Here is a 17,382-nt window from a genome sequence, read left to right as displayed (position 1 = left end):
TCTTTAAGAAAGCTTTTGTTGTTCAGGTAAGCCCGTGAGTCCCACCGCAAATCAAGTTTCAGTCGATCCAGCCTCAACCGAAAAGGGTCAGTCTCTTCAGACCTCTACGACTCCTCGTCGTCGCCCAGTGTTTCCTTTTACTGCGATCGTCGGTCAGGAGGAAATGAAACTTGCACTGCTGTTAAATGTGATTGATCCCAAGATTGGCGGGGTGATGATCATGGGCGATCGCGGTACGGGAAAATCGACGACCATTCGCGCCCTTGCCGATCTCCTGCCTGAAATCGAAGTCGTTGCTGATGATCCGTTCAACAGTCATCCTAGCGATCCCGAAATGATGGGAGACGAAGTGCGGCAGAAAATTGAGCAGGGCATGGAGATTGCGATCGCGCTAAAGAATGTGCAAATGGTCGATCTGCCTCTCGGCGCAACGGAAGATCGGGTGTGTGGCACGATTGATATTGAAAAGGCACTGTCTGAAGGAGTTAAAGCCTTTGAGCCAGGATTATTGGCAAAAGCCAATCGCGGCATTTTATATGTAGATGAAGTGAACCTACTGGATGATCACTTAGTAGATGTATTGCTGGATTCTGCTGCATCGGGTTGGAACACGGTAGAACGGGAAGGTATTTCCATTCGCCATCCGGCACGATTTGTACTGGTCGGATCTGGCAATCCTGAAGAAGGCGAATTGCGTCCCCAATTGCTTGATCGCTTTGGGATGCACGCCGAAATCCGCACCGTTAAGGAACCTGCCCTACGGGTGCAAATTGTTGAACAGCGCACCGAGTTTGACCAGAATCCGCAGGAATTCTTAGATGAGTCTCAGCTAGAGCAAGATGCATTACGCCAAAAACTGGTGGAAGCTCAAGCTCGATTGAAAAAAACTGCGATCGACCACGATTTACGGGTAAAAATTTCTCAGGTTTGCTCAGATTTGGATGTGGACGGGTTGCGGGGTGATATCGTTACTAATCGGGCAGCACGGGCGATCGCGGCGTTGGAAGGTCGCACCGAAGTTACCATTGATGATATTCGCCGCGTGGTCACTCTTTGCCTGCGTCATCGCCTGCGAAAAGATCCCCTAGAATCGATCGATTCTGGCTACAAGGTAGAAAAAGCCTTTAATCAAGTGTTTGGCGAAGATGCGGCTTAACCGTTTGTTATACCGCATCTGCTATGGGTTTAGGTTACAAGGCGGGCAGTTGATCGGGGTCAATGCCCTGAGATCGCAACAGTGCCTCTAACTGTGCTGCTCGTTGCTGTGCTTGCTCTTTAGCCTGCCGTTCTTGCTCCTCTGGCAATGGAACCAACTGCCCCTCTACCGTAAACCAACGTAACTGCTGTTCATGGATGCCTAGATATAACTCAAGCTGTTCACTCCATAACCATCCTATCTCCGTCGGCGCGATCGCTTCATAGCGACCATCCACCAAGTGAAACCCCGCAAATTCCAGCGTCTCTGGATGGAACCAGAAATAATCCGGCACTCGCCATATCTCTTGGTAGAGGTCTTTTTTGGTGCCTTTATCGACGCTGGCGGTGGAATTGGAGAGCAGTTCAATCACAACGTTGGGATATTTACCCCCTTCCTCCCAAATCGTCCAACTGCGGCGATCGCGCTTCTCAGTCCCCAACACCACAAACACATCGGGACCTCGGAAATCGCGTTTTTTAAGCTGCTGCTGGTTGTAATAGACCGTCAGGTTGCCAGAAATGTAAAAGTCTGTGCGGTCTTGCCACCAATACTTGAGTAAGCGAATCAATAAATCAATTTGGTTGCGGTGGAAATCAGTTTCCAAGGGTGGCTCATCGCTGTATAAATTCGTGGGCAACGGGCGATCGCTCAGATGGATTTCGTCAGTCAGTTCCTCACTGATAGAGGGTGAGTTAGCATCTAAACGAACCATTACAGAACTCTCACTGAAACTGCCCTCAGTATAACGGATGGGAAATTAGGAAAAGCGATGCTGCTTACGGGTTCTGTTTGAGGGGATAGCGATCGCGTGGGCAGATTTGGCAAAAGTAAGCTGCACAAAAACTAGCGGTTGAGCTTAACGACCAAAATTACTCCGGTGGTTAATGCCACGAGGGTGGGGAGCCAGCCACCAATAAAGGCATTCACGATGCCAGCTTGATAGAGAATTTGCCCTGCAACCATTAAGGCATAGTAAGAAACCACAATAATTAGCGTTAGCCCAAAGCCAGCCGCGCGACCAGAGCGTTGAGGTCGAATTCCCAATGTTGCTGCTACTAATCCAAATGCTAAACAGGCAAACGGCATAGAAGATTTTTGCTCAGCCCGGAGACGCATTTTGCGGATTTCTTTTTGGTTGCCGGTTTGCCCGATCAACTCGATATACTGCCGAATTTCAGAAATCGTCATTTCTTCAGAGTCGCGGGCGGTTTTTGCAATATCTAGCGGAGTGCGAGGAAGCTGAATTTGTTGGCGATCGAACCGGACAATGTTGCGATAGGAGCCATTCGGTGCAACCACATAAATTGTCCCGTTGAAGAAATCCCACGTTTTTTCCTCGGCGTTCCACATGGCGGAATCTGATGCCACAATTTGGTTCAAGCCCGTTTGAGAAAAATCCAAAATGGTCAGCCCTTTCATTTGCTGTCCATCAAATTCTCTGGCATAGAACAGGCGCGAAAGTAGTTCATCCTTTTCACCGCTAGGCAGCCGAATTGTCTTGGACTCGCGATAAAGAATGTTTCGTTCTTTGAAGGATGGTTTATTTTTGTTGAGTGCCTGATCCAGTATTTGGCTAGCTCTAAGGTTGGCAGCAGGCACCACTGCTTCATTAAAAGCAAATGTCACTCCGCTCATAATCAACCCAATGACCACCGCCGGAGCCACTAATCGATAGATGCTGACTCCACAACTGCGGAGGGCAATCAACTCGCTGTCACTGGAGAGCCGTCCATAGACCAATAGACACGACAAAACCATGGACATGGGGAAGGCAAGCCCGACAAAGTAAGGCAATCTGAGCAAAAAGAACTGCATGGCGATGCTCATGGGCAAGCCAGAGTCACTGACTCGCCGCAGCAAATCGAGCAATACGCCAGTTGAAATGCCAATGGAGGTAAAGGCAACAACCCCAAATACAAAGGGCACAATTAATTCGGTGGTGATGTACCGATCCATTAGCGAAAGCCCCGGAATTGAAAAGCCGGAGATCCGAAAAGGGGGCTTTTTAGAAGCGGAAATATCGGTAGTCATGAGGCGGCTTGCACTAAAGGATGTACAGAATTGGCAGGAGAACGTTGAAAGCTTAAGGTTGGAAGCGATCGCCCAGATAATATTGCCGAACGGCTGGGTTATCGTAAAGCTCTTCGGAACTGCCGGAAGCGAAAATCTGTCCGTCTCGCATGATGTATGACCGATCCGTAATGGCTAGCGTTTCCCGCACATTGTGATCGGTGATCAAAATGCCAAGTTGGCGATCGCGCAACTGAGACACAATTTGTTGAATTTCGTTGACGGCGATCGGATCGACTCCAGCAAACGGTTCATCCAGCAGCAAAAATTGAGGACCGTCTCGTCCGGTGGCTAATGCCCTAGCAATTTCAGTTCGGCGACGCTCTCCCCCAGACACTCGCAGTCCCAAAGTGTTCGCAACTTTCTCAAGCCGAAATTCTTTCAATAGCTGATGCAGCCGACCCTCCCATTCAGAACGGGGCACACGAGTTTGTTCCATCACCAAGAGAATATTTTCTCTCACAGTCAAATGCCGAAAAATACTGGCTTCTTGAGCGAGATATCCAATCCCCATTCGTGCACGTCGATGAAAAGACACGCTAGTAATTTCAGTATCGTTTAGCCAAACCCGTCCTTGATTGGGTTTTTCCAGCCCTGTGGCAATGTAGAACGTCGTCGTTTTGCCTGCACCATTGGGACCTAACAACCCCACAATTTCACCTTGAGCGACCGAAAGACTAACTCGGCTGACAACCGTGCGCTGTCCATAAGATTTATGAATATTCTCAAGCACAATTTTCAACAGCCCACTCCTGGCTATAGTCACCACAATTCGCAGTATTCATCTTATCAGAGGCAATGAGAACAACCACTAGCGGGTAGGAGCAGGTGTTGTTGGGGCAACGCCACTGGGAGTAGTCGAGGGAGAAAATTCGGATTGACCAAAGGGATCAGCAGTGGGTACGGGGGTTGGCGTGGTGACTGGAGCCGGAGCTTGGGCAGGGCTGTCTTGCACTAGATAAATGGCTTCTACTTGTCTAGGAGCTTGAGGCAGGGCAACAAAGCGTCCTTCATCGATCAGGTAAGTAATGGTTTCACCACGAAGACTGTTGCCTTTTTGCAGCACATAAACGTCGCCCGTGAGAATAATGCGGCGTTCCCGGCTATAGTATTGGGCTTGGGCAGCAGTTGCCTGAATTTGCCGTGATGGATAGTAAATTTGGACGTTGCCACGGGCGGTAATCACTCCTGTTTTGGAGTTCGCTTCTTGGATGTCAGAGCGTAATGTTAGCGGTCGGGATGGTTCCGCAGTTTGGGCATTGACTGCTTGAGAGCCAACTGGCGTAAACCCGACCAGACAATCAAACAGCAGTGTTGTGGCGATCGCGCCCACCGCGATCGCGGATAGTGCCAGTTTACGCAAGGGAACCCTGAGACGTGAAGAATAACGCATGGTGCAAAAAAGACTATCCAAAAACGGTGAACTCACTACAACCCTGTCATAACATAGAGACTTTTGAATGTCGCGAAAAGTTTCTGTAAACTTTTTGCTTAATCAATACTTTATAACACCCCTATTACCGTAACTCTTATAGCCGCTCATTAAAGCGATCGAGACTAGAAGTGTTACTTTTCAGGGTCAATTTTTTGGAGTGTAGGCAGTGTCCAATCTGAGGTTGCAGCCGTGGAATCAGTGCCATAGTTAAGCTGCTGAAGGGCGATCGCCACTTGTTCTGCTCCTAATTTCTGTAGCCACTTATGCAAGTGCGATGTATGCTCGATAAAACTTTCTACATCGATCTCCACATAGGACGGTAGATAGGAATGCAGGCGATTGATGCCTTCCCCCATCAAAATAACGGCTCCCTGCCAATTTTCATTGCTTAAGTGATAAAGTCCCACTGCGATTTGTAAAATTCCTTGATAAAATCCCTTATCTGCTTGACCCGCTTCAATCCACAGCGCTTCTAATGTGTCATGGCAGGCGTAGTATTGCTGCTGGTTAAACTGATCTACCCCAGTCCAAAATTCATCAGGAATTTCTTCCATCGGTTTGTTTTTCTCCCTCAGTTATTTGTTCAGGTTCATCGTGTGGCAGGTAGTTGCAGTTGAAGTTGAAGGGACGAGTCAGGCTGCACCAGAATTCCGGAGTTACGTTGTAAAGCCATATTTTGAGATGAGGTTGGGTTGAGAGGGGCGATCGCCTGCCATAAAATCCAACGGCTGCCAAACGGTAAGGCATTGAGGCTATCTGGGTTTTGGGTGAGCCATAAGACCGAACGGGTTGGTAGGCTGTGTGCCTGGAGTGTTTCGCCCGATCGCGTTTCTGCTAGGGTTTCTAAGACCGCTTGATTGCCTTGAATTAAACCCGTGCGTACTGTCCATAGCTGCACCTGCAAGTTTTGGCGGCAGGCGTAAAAGTAGAGAGAAGCCGCTGCAATTACCGCTTGCTCAAAGTCGTTTTGGTTAGGGTTGGGAGAAAGCCAAGCAAACGCAGTATCTAGACAAATCACAAGTTCCTGTCCGCCTGTGAAAGTCTCCAGTTCTCGAACGCGCAGTTCGCCATACCGGGCACTGGTGCGCCAATGTACCATCCGAATCGGATCGCCCCAGCGGTAGGGACGCAGAGAGCGAGTCAGCCCTTCAGAGGCAGTTTGGGCGCGGCGATCGCTATTGAGCAGCAAACTTTGATCGCGTCCCATTTCATCAATCAATGGGCAATGAGTTAAGGGCAGTACGGTTGGATAGACGATCGCGATCGCTTTAGCAGTGCGCGGACGACGACACCAAAACAATCCTAGGGGCGCGGCGGTGCGAAGATAAACGGTTTCCCAGCGGTAAATGCCGCGTTTCTCAACGGATTGAGAGTAGATCCAATGATGAGCGCGATTGGGCACAATTTCTTCAATCGAGTGAAGCACTAGCTCACCAAGCGCGTCAGGCAGCAAATCCTCTACTTGCAGAAGCATTTTAGAGTGACTGCTCTGGTTTTCTACAATTAGCTCCACAGTGATCTGATCCCCTGCGCTAACCGGATGAATCGGCGCTCGACGGACAGACACTTGACGGAGGGTGCGTTCGGGCAAGATGGCAGCGATCGCCAATAGTGCCAATCCTACGCCGCTCATGACATAGAGCCAACCTGAGAGGGTGTTGGTTGCTGCCACAAAGAAAAAGATGGATAGCCCACCTAACAGCCCACCGCCATAGGAAGGAGTAACCCAACGGGTTTCTAGCCACTCGAAAATCTTTTTAGGCGATCGCATAGCTGACCAGATAGTGATACGCTTCACAATAACTTCAGGGATATATCTACGACCTACAGTTTCATCAGTCCTGTATTTCTCACAGGCTACTCTATATCGGCTTTTTGAGGTGCTACCGATCAAGTCTACTTTCTAGATTGAAGAATCCTCCTATTGGCATAGGCTAAAGATTTGAGCGGCGATCGAGATAATCGATACAATATATGAAAACTTGAAATACTTGCAGTCTTGCAGTTATTTGAGTGCTTTAAAATTTTCAGCGACTCAAAACGCTTTAGTTAATGGGCTGTAGGTTTGCCCCCCTCAAACCGACTTTTATCGCTTCATCATCACCTTGTCCGACGAATGACTTACCAGGGAGATCCCCATGACTAGTTCCATGACCCCTCGCTTCAACGAGAGTTCATCTCCTGTGCCTCCGCCCCCTCCTGCCTCAGCTTCTGCCGCCAGCAAGTCAACTCATTCAATTGAACAGATGGTGCGAGATGCTCATGCGCGTCAGGCATCGGATATTCATATTCGAGTAGGAGAACCGCCTCGGTTTCGCATTCAGGGGCAGATGGTGATGTTGCGCGATCAAGTTAAAGTCACGCCTCAACTATTTGAGCAGTATCTATCTGAGATATTGAACCCTCATCAGCGTGAACTTTTTGCTCAAACGAAAGAACTAGACACAGCAATTTTCTATCCAGGATTGGTGCGCTGCCGGGTGAACTGTTTTGATTCGTTAACGGGTGGCGCGATCGTCTTGCGGTTGATTTCCCTGGATGTGCCCTCCATTGACGGGTTAGGCTTGCCAGAAGTTCTCAAGCATTTATCCACTCAATCTCAGGGCTTGATTTTGGTGACAGGACCGACGGGTTCAGGTAAATCGACGACGCTGGCGGCAATGCTGCGCTACATGAATGAAACCACTAACCGCCACATTGTCACGATCGAAGATCCGATTGAATATGTCCATGCATCTCAAAAGTGTCTGATTAGCCAGCGAGAAGTAGGACTACACACACTGGAGTTTCAACATGGCTTGCGGGCGGTGTTACGGGAAGATCCTGACGTGATTTTGATTGGAGAAATGCGCGATCGCGTCACGGTCGATACTGCCCTCAAAGCGGCGCAAACAGGGCACCTAGTGCTGGGAACTCTGCACACCCGTAGTGCAATTAATACCCTTAATCGGCTGTTAAATATTTACAATCCGGATGAACAAACCACCATGCGGATTCAAATTACCGAATCGCTGGTTTCGATTATTGCTCAAATGTTGATTCCAACGACGGACGGACGGCGAACTGCGGCGCATGAAATCTTAGTCAATACTGCTGCCATGCAGGATTTCCTAGTAAAGGGCAATGAAGCTGAGGCGTTTCAATTGATGGAAACGGGCGCTAACGATGGAATGCAGATCATGAATCAAGTCCTGTGTGATTTAGTCTTGCTGGGTAAAATTAGTCCTGATGAAGCAGTCAAAGCTTCTGCTGATCCGGGTGATTTGCGCCGCCGAGTCCGCAATGAAGGGTTTGATCCGTCGCGGTCTTCTAATCGGGATTTTAACTACGCTCAGTAGTCAGGCGAGGTCTTCGTTTTGGCTATGTCCTGCGCACAGGCTGCGCCAACAATGACGAGAAAGATCTAATGATTTTGTAGGAGGTAGTCCAGGGAGCCTATGAGTTGATTGCTAACGGCAACAGGATACTCAACCTTGAGGCAGAGAAAGCAGCGATCGCTGAAGCGTGTAACCAAATTCTGCCAGGATGTCTTCTGGCTCATAAGCCATCTCGAAGTACTGCTTAAATGAATAAGACTATTTGAATGGATAAGACTGTCCTGGTTGGAGAATATCGGGTCTGGTCATGGCGATCGCGTTAGCAATTGGCATCAGGCTGTTCACAGGCACCAATGCTGACCCAACTGGTGGAACCGTCTGCCCAATGTTCTTTTTTCCAAATGGGGGCGTTGTGTTTGAGGGTATCGATCGCATATTGACAGGCAGCAAACGCCTCTGACCGATGAGGGCAACCCACCGCTACTAGCACACTGATTTCGCCCACATATAACCGCCCGACCCGATGATGAATCACTATGCTCGTGATATTGCTCCACTGGGTTTGAATATCGGCGGTAATTTGCTGAAATACTTGCAGCGCCATCGGTTCGTATGCTTGATATTCCAATGCCACGACTGCCTTACCTTCGGTATTGTTTCTCACCGTGCCGCTCATCACCACAACGGCTCCATTTGCCGGGTCATCTGCCAAACCATAGACCTCATCTAAAGATAGGGGGGCGATGCGAATGGCACAATAGGCAGGCTGCCGCGCCATAGATGAGTTTGAGAGACAGTCAGAAAGGGGAGCGATTCCCGTAGGGATTGTTTGACGAATCGCGTCAGCCATAGCTCGTTTGGTGAAATAAAGATCTCTAGTACCGATCCTACTGTAGTTTTCCGGATGAAGTCTTTAAGAACCTCGTCGCCTTGTCTACAACTCGTTCCTGCTTGCCTATTGACCAAACTTAAAACTCAAAACTCAAAACTCAACACGGTACGACAACGATACTGACCTTGCAAGAATATTGACCTGAATGGAAATCCGCTAGATGGGTCTTGTACACTGATCCCTATACTCTAGTTTCGATCTCTAATGACCTTCAGTTGGTTAACGCCTAGTCACTTCATTATGCTGGGTTTGCTTGTAATATTTGCGATCGCCCATAGTGGATTGGCAGCCCTGCGTCCCTGGGCTGAAAAGAAAACTGGCGCACGGTTGTATCGGGTGTTTTTTGCCCTCGTCAGTTTACCGCTGGCAGTGGTACTGATTGTTTATTTCATCAATCATCGCTATGACGGTTTGCAACTTTGGCAAGTTCAAGGCATGGCAGGAGTGCAGCCGCTCGTGTGGATTTTGTCGGCAATTTCATTTCTGTTTCTTTATCCCGCCACCTTCAATCTGCTAGAAATTGCGGCAATCCAAAAACCGGCTGTTCATCTCTATGAAACGGGGATCATTCGCATCACCCGGCATCCTCAAATGGTTGGGCAGGTGATTTGGTGTGTTGCCCATACGCTTTGGCTGGGCACAACGTTTACGCTGCTGACCTCGGTTGGGCTAGTGTTACACCATTTGTTTGGCGTGTGGCATGGCGATCGCCGTTTGCTGGCTCGGTATGGTTCAGCGTTTGAAGCAGTCAAAGCCCGAACTTCAGTCATGCCATTTTGGGCGATCGCTCAAGGGAAGCAAACTCTTAAACTAGGCGAATTTTTGCGACTGTCTTATTTGGGAGTTGCAGTATTTATTCTGCTTCTAGCTTGGGCACATCCCATAATGATTGGTGCAACAGGAAGCATAGACTGGTAGGATGATCCCAAGCATTTTTTAGAATCAATATTTTATCAGTCAGCAGATAGCAAAAACATGGGCGAACAATCCTTTGAGCAAGAAGTTTTAGCTTCCTCGTCTCCGGTTCTGGTTCATTTTGGTGCCCCTTGGTGCGGTCCTTGCCGAGTGATTGAACCCCTCCTCTCTCGGCTTCTATCCGAGTGTGGCAGTTCACTAAAATTAGTAGGAATCAACGCCGACGAAAATCTAAAATTAGCAAGCCAATATCGCATCACAACCTTACCAACCATCCTTTTATTTGAAGGTGGAAAACTACACCATCGCATGGAAGGTATTTATCAGCGAGAAGTTCTACGAGCAGAACTAGACAAGCTTGTGGCTAAATCACGTTCAACCAATACGTTGGTTGGCTAATATGTTTGGTTAGCTAGGCAATCAAGCTGCTGTTATGTTGCCTACCTTGCCTACGCTGGCTTCTTCCAGGGTAGGACATTAGCGACATGCTGCCTATTTTCTGCTTAACCTATTTACTTCGCGACTTGCCACGGGATCATGACATCTTGAGCGAGGCGTTGCGATACGGCATAGGCTCCATAGCGGTTAAGGTGGCTTGGATCGGAGAAATAGTCGGGTTGGGTTGCAAGGGCACTACTAAGATCACGATAAATAAAGCCAAACTGGGGCGCAAGGCTGAGCATGTGCTGCTGGAAGGCATCTTCATGCCGTTTGCGAGCGGGATCGAGGTATTCCTGAGTGAGCGGCAAATTGACAAATACGAGTGGCAATTTTTGGGATTGAGCATATTGAGCGATCGCGATCATCGCGTCGGTTTGCACTCCGTCTAGTCTAAAAGACTCGTAGTCAGAATCATAGTCCCCTGAAACCCTTGCGTACTTTTGATAGTAAGTGACAGGATTGAAGCGAATGGGTAACGGCAAAAATCCATCAATATCAATCATGCCTTGCCCATCGGCAGAAAGCGAAGGAGCCGAACTCGCGGCGGCAGCAGGAGAACTGGAGTTAATTAAGCTATCAGAAGATGCCAATACATCGGATGAAAGCGCTTGAGGCAACAAGCTAATTAATTGATCACGGAGCCGAGTCTTGAGGCGATCTCGCTGACCATACACTGCTGATAATCCGCCCAACTGTTTCGTGAGTGCCTCATTCATCTGCTGATAGCGGTTGGCGCTAGAGGGATCAACTGTTTCAGTGACAGATGCAGGAGTGCCGTTGGGTTGCTGGGTTGCCGTGGGCGCCTGAGCAAGGGTAGTACTGGCGATCGGGGGTTTGCCCGCAGTTAAGGTGCGGTAACCTTCTGAGGTAACCATACCGTTATAGGTAATATCCATCCGAGCGCTATTAAATGCCCGTGCCCCATCCGCAAACAGCAATAATTTTGGTCGTTTGTCTTGGGGCAACACATGCCGTACCAGTAAATCGACCACTTGAGCCGTCGCGCCATTAACCCCAAAGTTGAAAATTTGAACGTCGGCATAGCCTTGTTTTGCTAGCGCTTTTTCTAGTGCCGCCGGATCGATGCCCCGTAATGCCCTAGAACTACCGATAATTAGCACATCGGGCGCTCCAAAAATTTCTAAATAGCTTTGATAAACGGCAAGCTGGCGATCAAATTGACGACTATTAAAGCTTGGGTAGTCTAGCGTTGTCGCTAAGGTGTCTGCTTTTGCCTGCATTGGGGAAGCAGGCAGTATCTTTGCATCGGGGGAATTAGTAGCTTGCGGCAAAGATAGCGTTGTTTCGCCTGGTTGGGTAAAGCTAGAAGCGTTAAAGGCAGTGGGGTCGCTCTTTTTTTTGCTAAGCGATAGATCGGGGAGCGGGGTGGATTTAGGCGGAGTTGTCAGGGAAGCCGCAGACGTTTGAGCAGTCGGTGCAGAGGACGATCGCTGGAGCCAATAGCCAAGCAGCCAGTCTGTTTGCAGAATGAGCAGCAGCCCCACCATGCCCCAAATGAGTCCAATGCCTAACCGTTGGCGGCGTGACGGATCGGGCGTTTCAGTTGCGGAAAAACTGGGATGCAGCGGTGCAGATTCTAACGGAATAAAGAGTTGAGTTTGAATCAGCGATCGCTGAATTCGAGCTAGCGTTCCTGCAAAGACTTGAGCGATCGCCGTTCTGTGATCGGGGGTGGGTTGCGCTGACCACGGCACCATAGCTCCCACAGGTGACAGCAACTCATCCACATGGCTCTCTGATGCCGCAAATTCTGGGGTTGCAGTGGGCACTAAGCGATCGCCACTCTTAAAGTCAAGCCCGTAATGCCAGAGGGGAATCCGCTGTCCAGAGCGCCGCCCATACACGCGCACACCTGCGATTTCAGGAATATGCAGCGGCTTGAGAAATCGGGCGATCGGGGCAGCAATGGCATCCTGCCGAGGACAGTTTGGCGCATCGGTCATAATATGCAACAAATTGCCTTTTTGCCGAATCTGCACCCGAATACCGCCCGTGGCTAATTTGGCATTGAGATCCGGATTGACCAAGCGCGTGAGCAAAAAGGTAATAGCGGCTAAGTTCCCTTGACGAGCCAGATCGAGCGTAGAGGGAGCTAGTTCTAGATGGTTAGCGGCGGGTAAGTCTACCCAGTGAACCCAAGCAGGCGGAGACGCGATCGCCGTCGAAAGCGTCATCATTCCATAGAGAGCAGCCCCGTGAATTCCTTGCGGCACCAACCCTTTTAGCACGGGTTCAATCGCCGCGATCGCCTTCGTTTGATCGGGCACTGTTCCGGCACTCTTGGCGCTTCCAGCACTTCCCGCACAGGAAAGATGCAGAGTAGAATCTTTTAGCAGTGCTGACAATTCCATTGCCTGATCTGCCGAATGACGATTGAGCAATTGAGCGATCGCCTGCACATCGCCCCAGCGCGCCCAATCTTTCAAGATATCTTCCGTGGGGGTCAGGTCTACCCGCAACACCCATTCCGGCTGCGGTTCACCGCTTACCTGCCCAAATACCACCGCATCTCGAATGTGCTGAAGTTCTAGTTCCCGAAGACGCTGAGCAATCACTTCTCTGAGTAACGCTAAATCGGGGCTATACGCCGACTCACACACCAGCAGTAACCGACTTGGCGCTATTTCGGGGGAAAACTGGTGACTGGGCGATCGCTCATCCACCCCAATTGCTTCAGTTTTGGCACGCACGGCAACACCCAAACTGCTCAGCGCATGACTGAGGTAACGGGCGATCGCGTCGGGCTGCCCCTGTTGGGCGAGGGCAAAAGCCGCTGCCATCGGATCAATGGGAGTGAGGGCAGGCTGATTAGCCTTTGTCAAAGGAGTTGCAGGAGTTGCAGCGCGATCGCCTGAAGTTGTAGGTGCATTCCAGTCCAAATCAATCACTTTTGTCCAAAGAGGCTGATGATCACCAATACGCCGCCCATAGACAATCAGGCGATGAATGTGAGCCGAGCGGATTGGCGCAGAACTAAGTGATGCAAAACTAAGTGACAAAGAAGAGTCTGGAGAATCAGAGGCTAAAGCGTGTGACAGCAACGCAACAATAGCATCGGCATCTGGACTCTGCTCACTTTCCACCAAAATGTGAAGGTGATTTCCCTTCAAACGAATTTTGATGTGAGCTTGGCTATGACCAAAAACCTCCTGTAGCCAGTGTTTCAGGTTTCTACGGGCGATCGCAGATTCCTGGGTTGGCTTTCCAGAAGAAATTGGGAGTTGTCCAGCGGCGTTCAGCATGAGAGCATTAACAGTAGCAACTTTACTGATACAGGGGGAACAAGAGCAATCTTGCCCCATAGAGATAACATATCCTTATTCGATCTGGCACGGTTTAGAATTAAATTGCTTAGGATTAAACTGCAAGTTTCCATACCCTTGCCAATGCCGATACGCACCTCGTATCAGTATTGAACACCTAATTTTAAAAAGCGCTCAGGTAATATTGCTTTTCTTCAGCCTAAGTTATTGTCTTTTCACGTTTTGTTACCGCTTAGAAAACTCGCTTCATAAAAATTACAGTTAAATCGAGCCATGCAAACCTCCGATCGCTCCCCTAAAAAAGCTCCCGTTTCTGCTTTGCCCCCCCCCGCCTTAGAGCTATTGATTAGTCTAGCAACAGCACCCCTGCTAATTGGGTTGGTCGGTGGAAAAGCCCTAGCAGAAGTCTCTCAAGAGATTGGAAAATTTGCTGAAGAAGTGTTTCGGGGCGATCGCCTGCCCCTGTTAAACCTGTCCAATCCTCCCTCACCGTCTGTTAATACGGTCAATCCTGATTAGTTCAGGCATGTTTACCAAAAACATTTGGTCACCTGAACCACTTCACAGGTGGAAAATAGCCCATAGAATACTTTGATGTCTTTCTAGAACCAGCCTCTATGAGTGTGACACGTGCTTCAGATGATGCCTTTAGTTCCAGTACAGTGATTGAATCTAGAACCGCGGCAGAGATGTCTACAACATCCACTTCCGATCTCTTCCTTAAGCTGCGGCTTAAATCAGTTGAAGAAACCTGGGAGTCTGTTTTACGGCAAGAATGTGGACAACAACTCGTCGATTTGCTGAATCAACTTCGCGACTTGTGTTCTCCTGAAGGACAGGCAAACACTTTTATCGAATCTGAAGTACTCAAGGTCGTTGAAAATCTTGATCTCAATGAAGCAATTCGGGCAGCCCGCGCCTTTGCTCTTTATTTTCAGCTAATTAATATTGTTGAACAGCACTACGAACAACGAGATCAACTGCAATATCGGGCGGCAGTGCGCGATGCTGGCAGTTCAGATTCTGGCACTTTCAGCCCTGGCGAAGAAACGACCCACGCGAGTCGATTAGAAGCCGATCTTTTAGAAAAAACGCTGCAAGATCCTGAAACTCGGCGTGCATTGGGGACGTTCCATTGGTTATTCCCTAAACTGCAAACGCTGAATGTTCCGCCTCAGCATATTCAAACTCTCGTAGAGCAGTTAGATATTCAGCTTGTTTTTACTGCCCACCCGACCGAAATTGTGCGCCACACCATTCGCGATAAACAGCGCCGAATTGCCACGGTTCTACGTCAGCTTGACCAGGTAGAAGAACGCCAAGCCATCCAAGGGTTAGATATTGATTCAATTGATGAAAACCAACTGCGGGAACAACTGACCGAGGAAGTGCGGCTCTGGTGGCGCACCGACGAATTGCACCAGTTCAAGCCCACCGTATTGGATGAAGTAGACTACGCACTGCACTATTTTCAAGAAGTACTGTTTGATGTAATTCCCCAATTACATCAGCGGTTTAAGCGGGCAATGAAAGAATCTTTTCCTGGCATTCAGCCGCCCAACTATGATTTTTGTCGGTTTGGCTCGTGGGTCGGTTCCGATCGCGATGGCAACCCGTCCGTTACGCCGCAGATCACCTGGCAAACCGCTTGCTATCAGCGAAACTTGGTGATTAATAAGTACATTGGTTCAGTGGGTAAGCTGATCGATCTGCTGAGTCTTTCCTTGCATTGGAGCGATGTATTGCCCAACTTGCTGGAGTCGTTGGAGCAAGATCAACTGCAAATTCCTGCCGTTTATGATAAGCTCGCCATTCGCTATCGTCAGGAACCCTACCGTTTGAAGCTGGCATATATCCAACAGCGGTTAGAAAATACCCGCGATCGCAGCCTCAAAATGTACAAAGGGGAGTATGTTCAGCAAACTCATTCTGACCAAGAACGCGCCACATTCTACCGTTCTGGCGCAGAGTTTTTGTCAGAACTACGACTGATTCAAAGCAACCTTTGCGAAACTGGACTCAGTTGCCGCGACCTGGAAAATCTCATCTGTCAGGTTGAAATTTATGGTTTTCACCTTGCCCATTTAGATATTCGCCAAGAAAGTACTCGCCACGCGGACACCATTGATGAAGTCGTGCAGTATATGCAATTGCTGCCCAAGCCCTATCGCGAGATGACGGAAACTGAGCGGATCGACTGGTTGTCTACTGAACTGCAAACTCGCCGCCCTCTCATTCCTGGAGCGCTACCATTTTCTGAGAAAGCGAACGAAGCGATCGAAACGTTTCGGATGATTAGCACTCTGCATGACGAATTTAGTCCAGAGATCTGCCACACTTACATCATCAGCATGTGTCACGATGTCAGCGATATGCTAGAAGTGCTGCTGTTGGCAAAAGAAGCGGGACTCTACGATCCGGGAACGGGGATCAGCATGATCCGCGTGGTGCCCCTGTTTGAAACGGTGGAAGATTTGCAAAAAGCGCCTGCTGTTTTAACCCAACTCTTTGAAATGCCGTTGTATCGCACGATGCTGGCAGGCGGACACAATCCTGATGCAGAGATAGGTCTACCCGTTGAAAAACGATCTTGGCGGCTCAAGCCTCATTTGGCTGAAGTGATGCTGGGCTATTCGGATAGCAATAAAGACTCTGGTTTTCTCAGTAGTAATTGGGAAATTCACAAAGCTCAGCAAGCACTCCAATCCTTAGCTGAACGCTATGATGTTCTACTCCGTATCTTTCATGGGCGGGGCGGATCAGTCGGTCGAGGGGGCGGTCCTGCGTATGAGGCGATTCTGGCACAACCGGGGCGCAGCGTAAACGGGCGCATCAAAATTACGGAGCAGGGAGAAGTGCTGGCTTCTAAATATTCCCTGCCAGAGTTGGCGCTATATAACTTAGAAAAGGTTGCTTCGGCAGTCCTTCAAAGCAGTTTGCTGCGGACTGGGTTTGATGAAATTGAGCCTTGGCACGAAATTATGGAAGAGTTGGCGGCGCGATCGCGGACTCACTACCGCGCTTTGATCTATGAGCAACCCGACTTCATCGATTTTTTCCATAGCGTCACCCCAATTGACGAAATTAGCCAGCTACAGATTAGTTCCCGTCCGGCGCGACGGGGTGGCAAGCGCGACCTGGCAAGCCTCAGAGCGATTCCCTGGGTGTTTAGCTGGACTCAGAGCCGTTTGCTGCTGCCTGCCTGGTATGGCGTAGGTACTGCGCTACGGGACTTTTTGCGGGATCATCCTGAGGAACATCTCAAGCTACTGCGCTACTTCTACTTCAAATGGCCATTTTTTAAAGTCGTCGTTTCTAAAGTGGAGATGACCTTATCCAAGGTTGATCTACAAATTGCGCGACACTACATGAGCGAACTGGTACATCCCGAAGATCGGGAACGATTTGAGCCAGTATACGAGCAGATTGCCAATGAGTTTTACCTGACTCGCGACATGATTCTGACAATTACTGGACACAAGCGCTTGTTGGATGGCGACCCAGATTTGCAGCGATCAGTGCAGTTACGGAACGGTACGATTGTGCCCCTGGGTTTTCTTCAGGTTTCTTTGCTCAAACGCCTGCGCCAAAGTAAGGACGAAGCGGCATCGGGCATTGTGCGATCGCGCTACAGCAAAGGCGAACTGCTGCGGGGTGCCCTGTTGACGATCAACGGCATCGCTGCCGGAATGCGAAACACAGGCTGAGCCAAGGCTATTGACAAAAAGCCCCCTCAGCAACGCTTTCGGGGGCAACTAGCTTTAGGAGCGATGAAGTGAATAGTACAAAAATACTGTAAAAATAACTCTTTGTCAATCAGCGTTCAGCGT

General features: G+C 49.3%; 14 protein-coding genes. 6 read left to right on the top strand and 8 right to left on the bottom strand.

Going from position 1 to position 17,382, the window contains the following annotated elements; all coding sequences use genetic code 11:
* Nucleotides 1-34: 34 nt before the first annotated feature.
* Nucleotides 35-1,156 carry a magnesium chelatase ATPase subunit I gene (gene bchI, locus AB3R30_RS14735; protein WP_458649956.1) on the top strand — a complete coding sequence of 374 codons (1,122 nt, stop codon included), beginning with the start codon at nt 35-37 and terminating at the stop codon, nt 1,154-1,156.
* Nucleotides 1,157-1,190: 34 nt separating this feature from the next.
* Here the strand turns inward: bchI and AB3R30_RS14730 are convergent, their stop codons facing one another.
* The 6 genes from AB3R30_RS14730 to AB3R30_RS14705 form a co-directional block, all read right to left on the bottom strand.
* Nucleotides 1,191-1,910: a Uma2 family endonuclease gene (locus AB3R30_RS14730; protein ID WP_458649955.1), complete on the bottom strand. Its 720-nt coding sequence runs from the start codon at nt 1,908-1,910 to the stop codon at nt 1,191-1,193.
* Between the two features lie 131 nt (nt 1,911-2,041).
* Nucleotides 2,042-3,229 carry an LptF/LptG family permease gene (locus AB3R30_RS14725; RefSeq protein WP_458649954.1) on the bottom strand — a complete coding sequence of 396 codons (1,188 nt, stop codon included), beginning with the start codon at nt 3,227-3,229 and terminating at the stop codon, nt 2,042-2,044.
* A gap of 52 nt (nt 3,230-3,281) precedes the next feature.
* On the bottom strand, nt 3,282-4,034 hold the full coding sequence (gene lptB, locus AB3R30_RS14720; protein ID WP_458649953.1) for an LPS export ABC transporter ATP-binding protein: 753 nt from the start codon (nt 4,032-4,034) through the stop codon (nt 3,282-3,284).
* Nucleotides 4,035-4,079: 45 nt separating this feature from the next.
* Nucleotides 4,080-4,631: an LptA/OstA family protein gene (locus AB3R30_RS14715; RefSeq protein WP_458649952.1), complete on the bottom strand. Its 552-nt coding sequence runs from the start codon at nt 4,629-4,631 to the stop codon at nt 4,080-4,082.
* 203 nt (nt 4,632-4,834) lie between these two features.
* Nucleotides 4,835-5,257 carry a DUF309 domain-containing protein gene (locus tag AB3R30_RS14710; RefSeq protein WP_458649951.1) on the bottom strand — a complete coding sequence of 141 codons (423 nt, stop codon included), beginning with the start codon at nt 5,255-5,257 and terminating at the stop codon, nt 4,835-4,837.
* Between the two features lie 35 nt (nt 5,258-5,292).
* On the bottom strand, nt 5,293-6,501 hold the full coding sequence (locus AB3R30_RS14705; protein WP_458649950.1) for a DUF58 domain-containing protein: 1,209 nt from the start codon (nt 6,499-6,501) through the stop codon (nt 5,293-5,295).
* 340 nt (nt 6,502-6,841) lie between these two features.
* Here AB3R30_RS14705 and AB3R30_RS14700 point away from each other — a divergent pair, with 340 nt between their 5' ends.
* Nucleotides 6,842-8,041: a type IV pilus twitching motility protein PilT gene (locus AB3R30_RS14700; protein WP_458649949.1), complete on the top strand. Its 1,200-nt coding sequence runs from the start codon at nt 6,842-6,844 to the stop codon at nt 8,039-8,041.
* Nucleotides 8,042-8,339: 298 nt separating this feature from the next.
* On the opposite strand, the gene AB3R30_RS14695 is transcribed toward AB3R30_RS14700, so the two are convergent.
* A complete protein-coding gene (locus AB3R30_RS14695; protein ID WP_458649948.1) occupies nt 8,340-8,870 on the bottom strand; it encodes a molybdenum cofactor biosynthesis protein MoaE in 531 nt (176 codons plus the stop codon).
* Between the two features lie 282 nt (nt 8,871-9,152).
* Between AB3R30_RS14695 and AB3R30_RS14690 the strand changes: the two genes are divergently transcribed.
* Together AB3R30_RS14690 and AB3R30_RS14685 are read left to right on the top strand one after the other, a co-directional pair.
* Nucleotides 9,153-9,830 carry an NnrU family protein gene (locus AB3R30_RS14690; protein ID WP_458649947.1) on the top strand — a complete coding sequence of 226 codons (678 nt, stop codon included), beginning with the start codon at nt 9,153-9,155 and terminating at the stop codon, nt 9,828-9,830.
* Nucleotides 9,831-9,887: 57 nt separating this feature from the next.
* Complete coding sequence (locus AB3R30_RS14685; protein WP_458649946.1) at nt 9,888-10,226, top strand: thioredoxin family protein; 339 nt, start codon at nt 9,888-9,890, stop codon at nt 10,224-10,226.
* Between the two features lie 113 nt (nt 10,227-10,339).
* On the opposite strand, the gene AB3R30_RS14680 is transcribed toward AB3R30_RS14685, so the two are convergent.
* A complete protein-coding gene (locus AB3R30_RS14680) occupies nt 10,340-13,531 on the bottom strand; it encodes a hypothetical protein (RefSeq protein ID WP_458649945.1) in 3,192 nt (1,063 codons plus the stop codon).
* 294 nt (nt 13,532-13,825) lie between these two features.
* Between AB3R30_RS14680 and AB3R30_RS14675 the strand changes: the two genes are divergently transcribed.
* Together AB3R30_RS14675 and ppc are read left to right on the top strand one after the other, a co-directional pair.
* The gene (locus AB3R30_RS14675; protein WP_458649944.1) at nt 13,826-14,071 is read left to right on the top strand and encodes a hypothetical protein; all 246 of its coding nucleotides are present in this window, start codon (nt 13,826-13,828) and stop codon (nt 14,069-14,071) included.
* A gap of 98 nt (nt 14,072-14,169) precedes the next feature.
* Complete coding sequence (gene ppc / locus AB3R30_RS14670) at nt 14,170-17,259, top strand: phosphoenolpyruvate carboxylase (protein WP_458649943.1); 3,090 nt, start codon at nt 14,170-14,172, stop codon at nt 17,257-17,259.
* Nucleotides 17,260-17,382 lie beyond the last annotated feature (123 nt).

The sequence above is a fragment of the Sivoneniella epilithica UHCC 1019 genome, assembly GCF_040830845.1.
In the GTDB taxonomy this organism is placed as follows: domain Bacteria; phylum Cyanobacteriota; class Cyanobacteriia; order Leptolyngbyales; family Leptolyngbyaceae; genus ULC077BIN1.
Note: the sequence above shows the minus strand (reverse complement) of the source record. Positions and strands in the feature narration are given on the sequence as shown.

Excerpts from the sequence above, each read along its gene's own strand:
- AB3R30_RS14710 (WP_458649951.1), bottom strand. The coding sequence starts at position 5,257 with ATGGAAGAAATTCCTGATGAATTTTGGACTGGGGTAGATCAGTTTAAC.
- AB3R30_RS14685 (WP_458649946.1), top strand. The coding sequence starts at position 9,888 with ATGGGCGAACAATCCTTTGAGCAAGAAGTTTTAGCTTCCTCGTCTCCG.
- AB3R30_RS14695 (WP_458649948.1), bottom strand. The coding sequence starts at position 8,870 with ATGGCTGACGCGATTCGTCAAACAATCCCTACGGGAATCGCTCCCCTT.
- AB3R30_RS14690 (WP_458649947.1), top strand. The coding sequence starts at position 9,153 with ATGCTGGGTTTGCTTGTAATATTTGCGATCGCCCATAGTGGATTGGCA.
- AB3R30_RS14675 (WP_458649944.1), top strand. The coding sequence starts at position 13,826 with ATGCAAACCTCCGATCGCTCCCCTAAAAAAGCTCCCGTTTCTGCTTTG.
- AB3R30_RS14700 (WP_458649949.1), top strand. The coding sequence starts at position 6,842 with ATGACTAGTTCCATGACCCCTCGCTTCAACGAGAGTTCATCTCCTGTG.
- ppc (WP_458649943.1), top strand. The coding sequence starts at position 14,170 with ATGAGTGTGACACGTGCTTCAGATGATGCCTTTAGTTCCAGTACAGTG.
- AB3R30_RS14730 (WP_458649955.1), bottom strand. The coding sequence starts at position 1,910 with ATGGTTCGTTTAGATGCTAACTCACCCTCTATCAGTGAGGAACTGACT.
- AB3R30_RS14680 (WP_458649945.1), bottom strand. The coding sequence starts at position 13,531 with ATGCTGAACGCCGCTGGACAACTCCCAATTTCTTCTGGAAAGCCAACC.
- AB3R30_RS14725 (WP_458649954.1), bottom strand. The coding sequence starts at position 3,229 with ATGACTACCGATATTTCCGCTTCTAAAAAGCCCCCTTTTCGGATCTCC.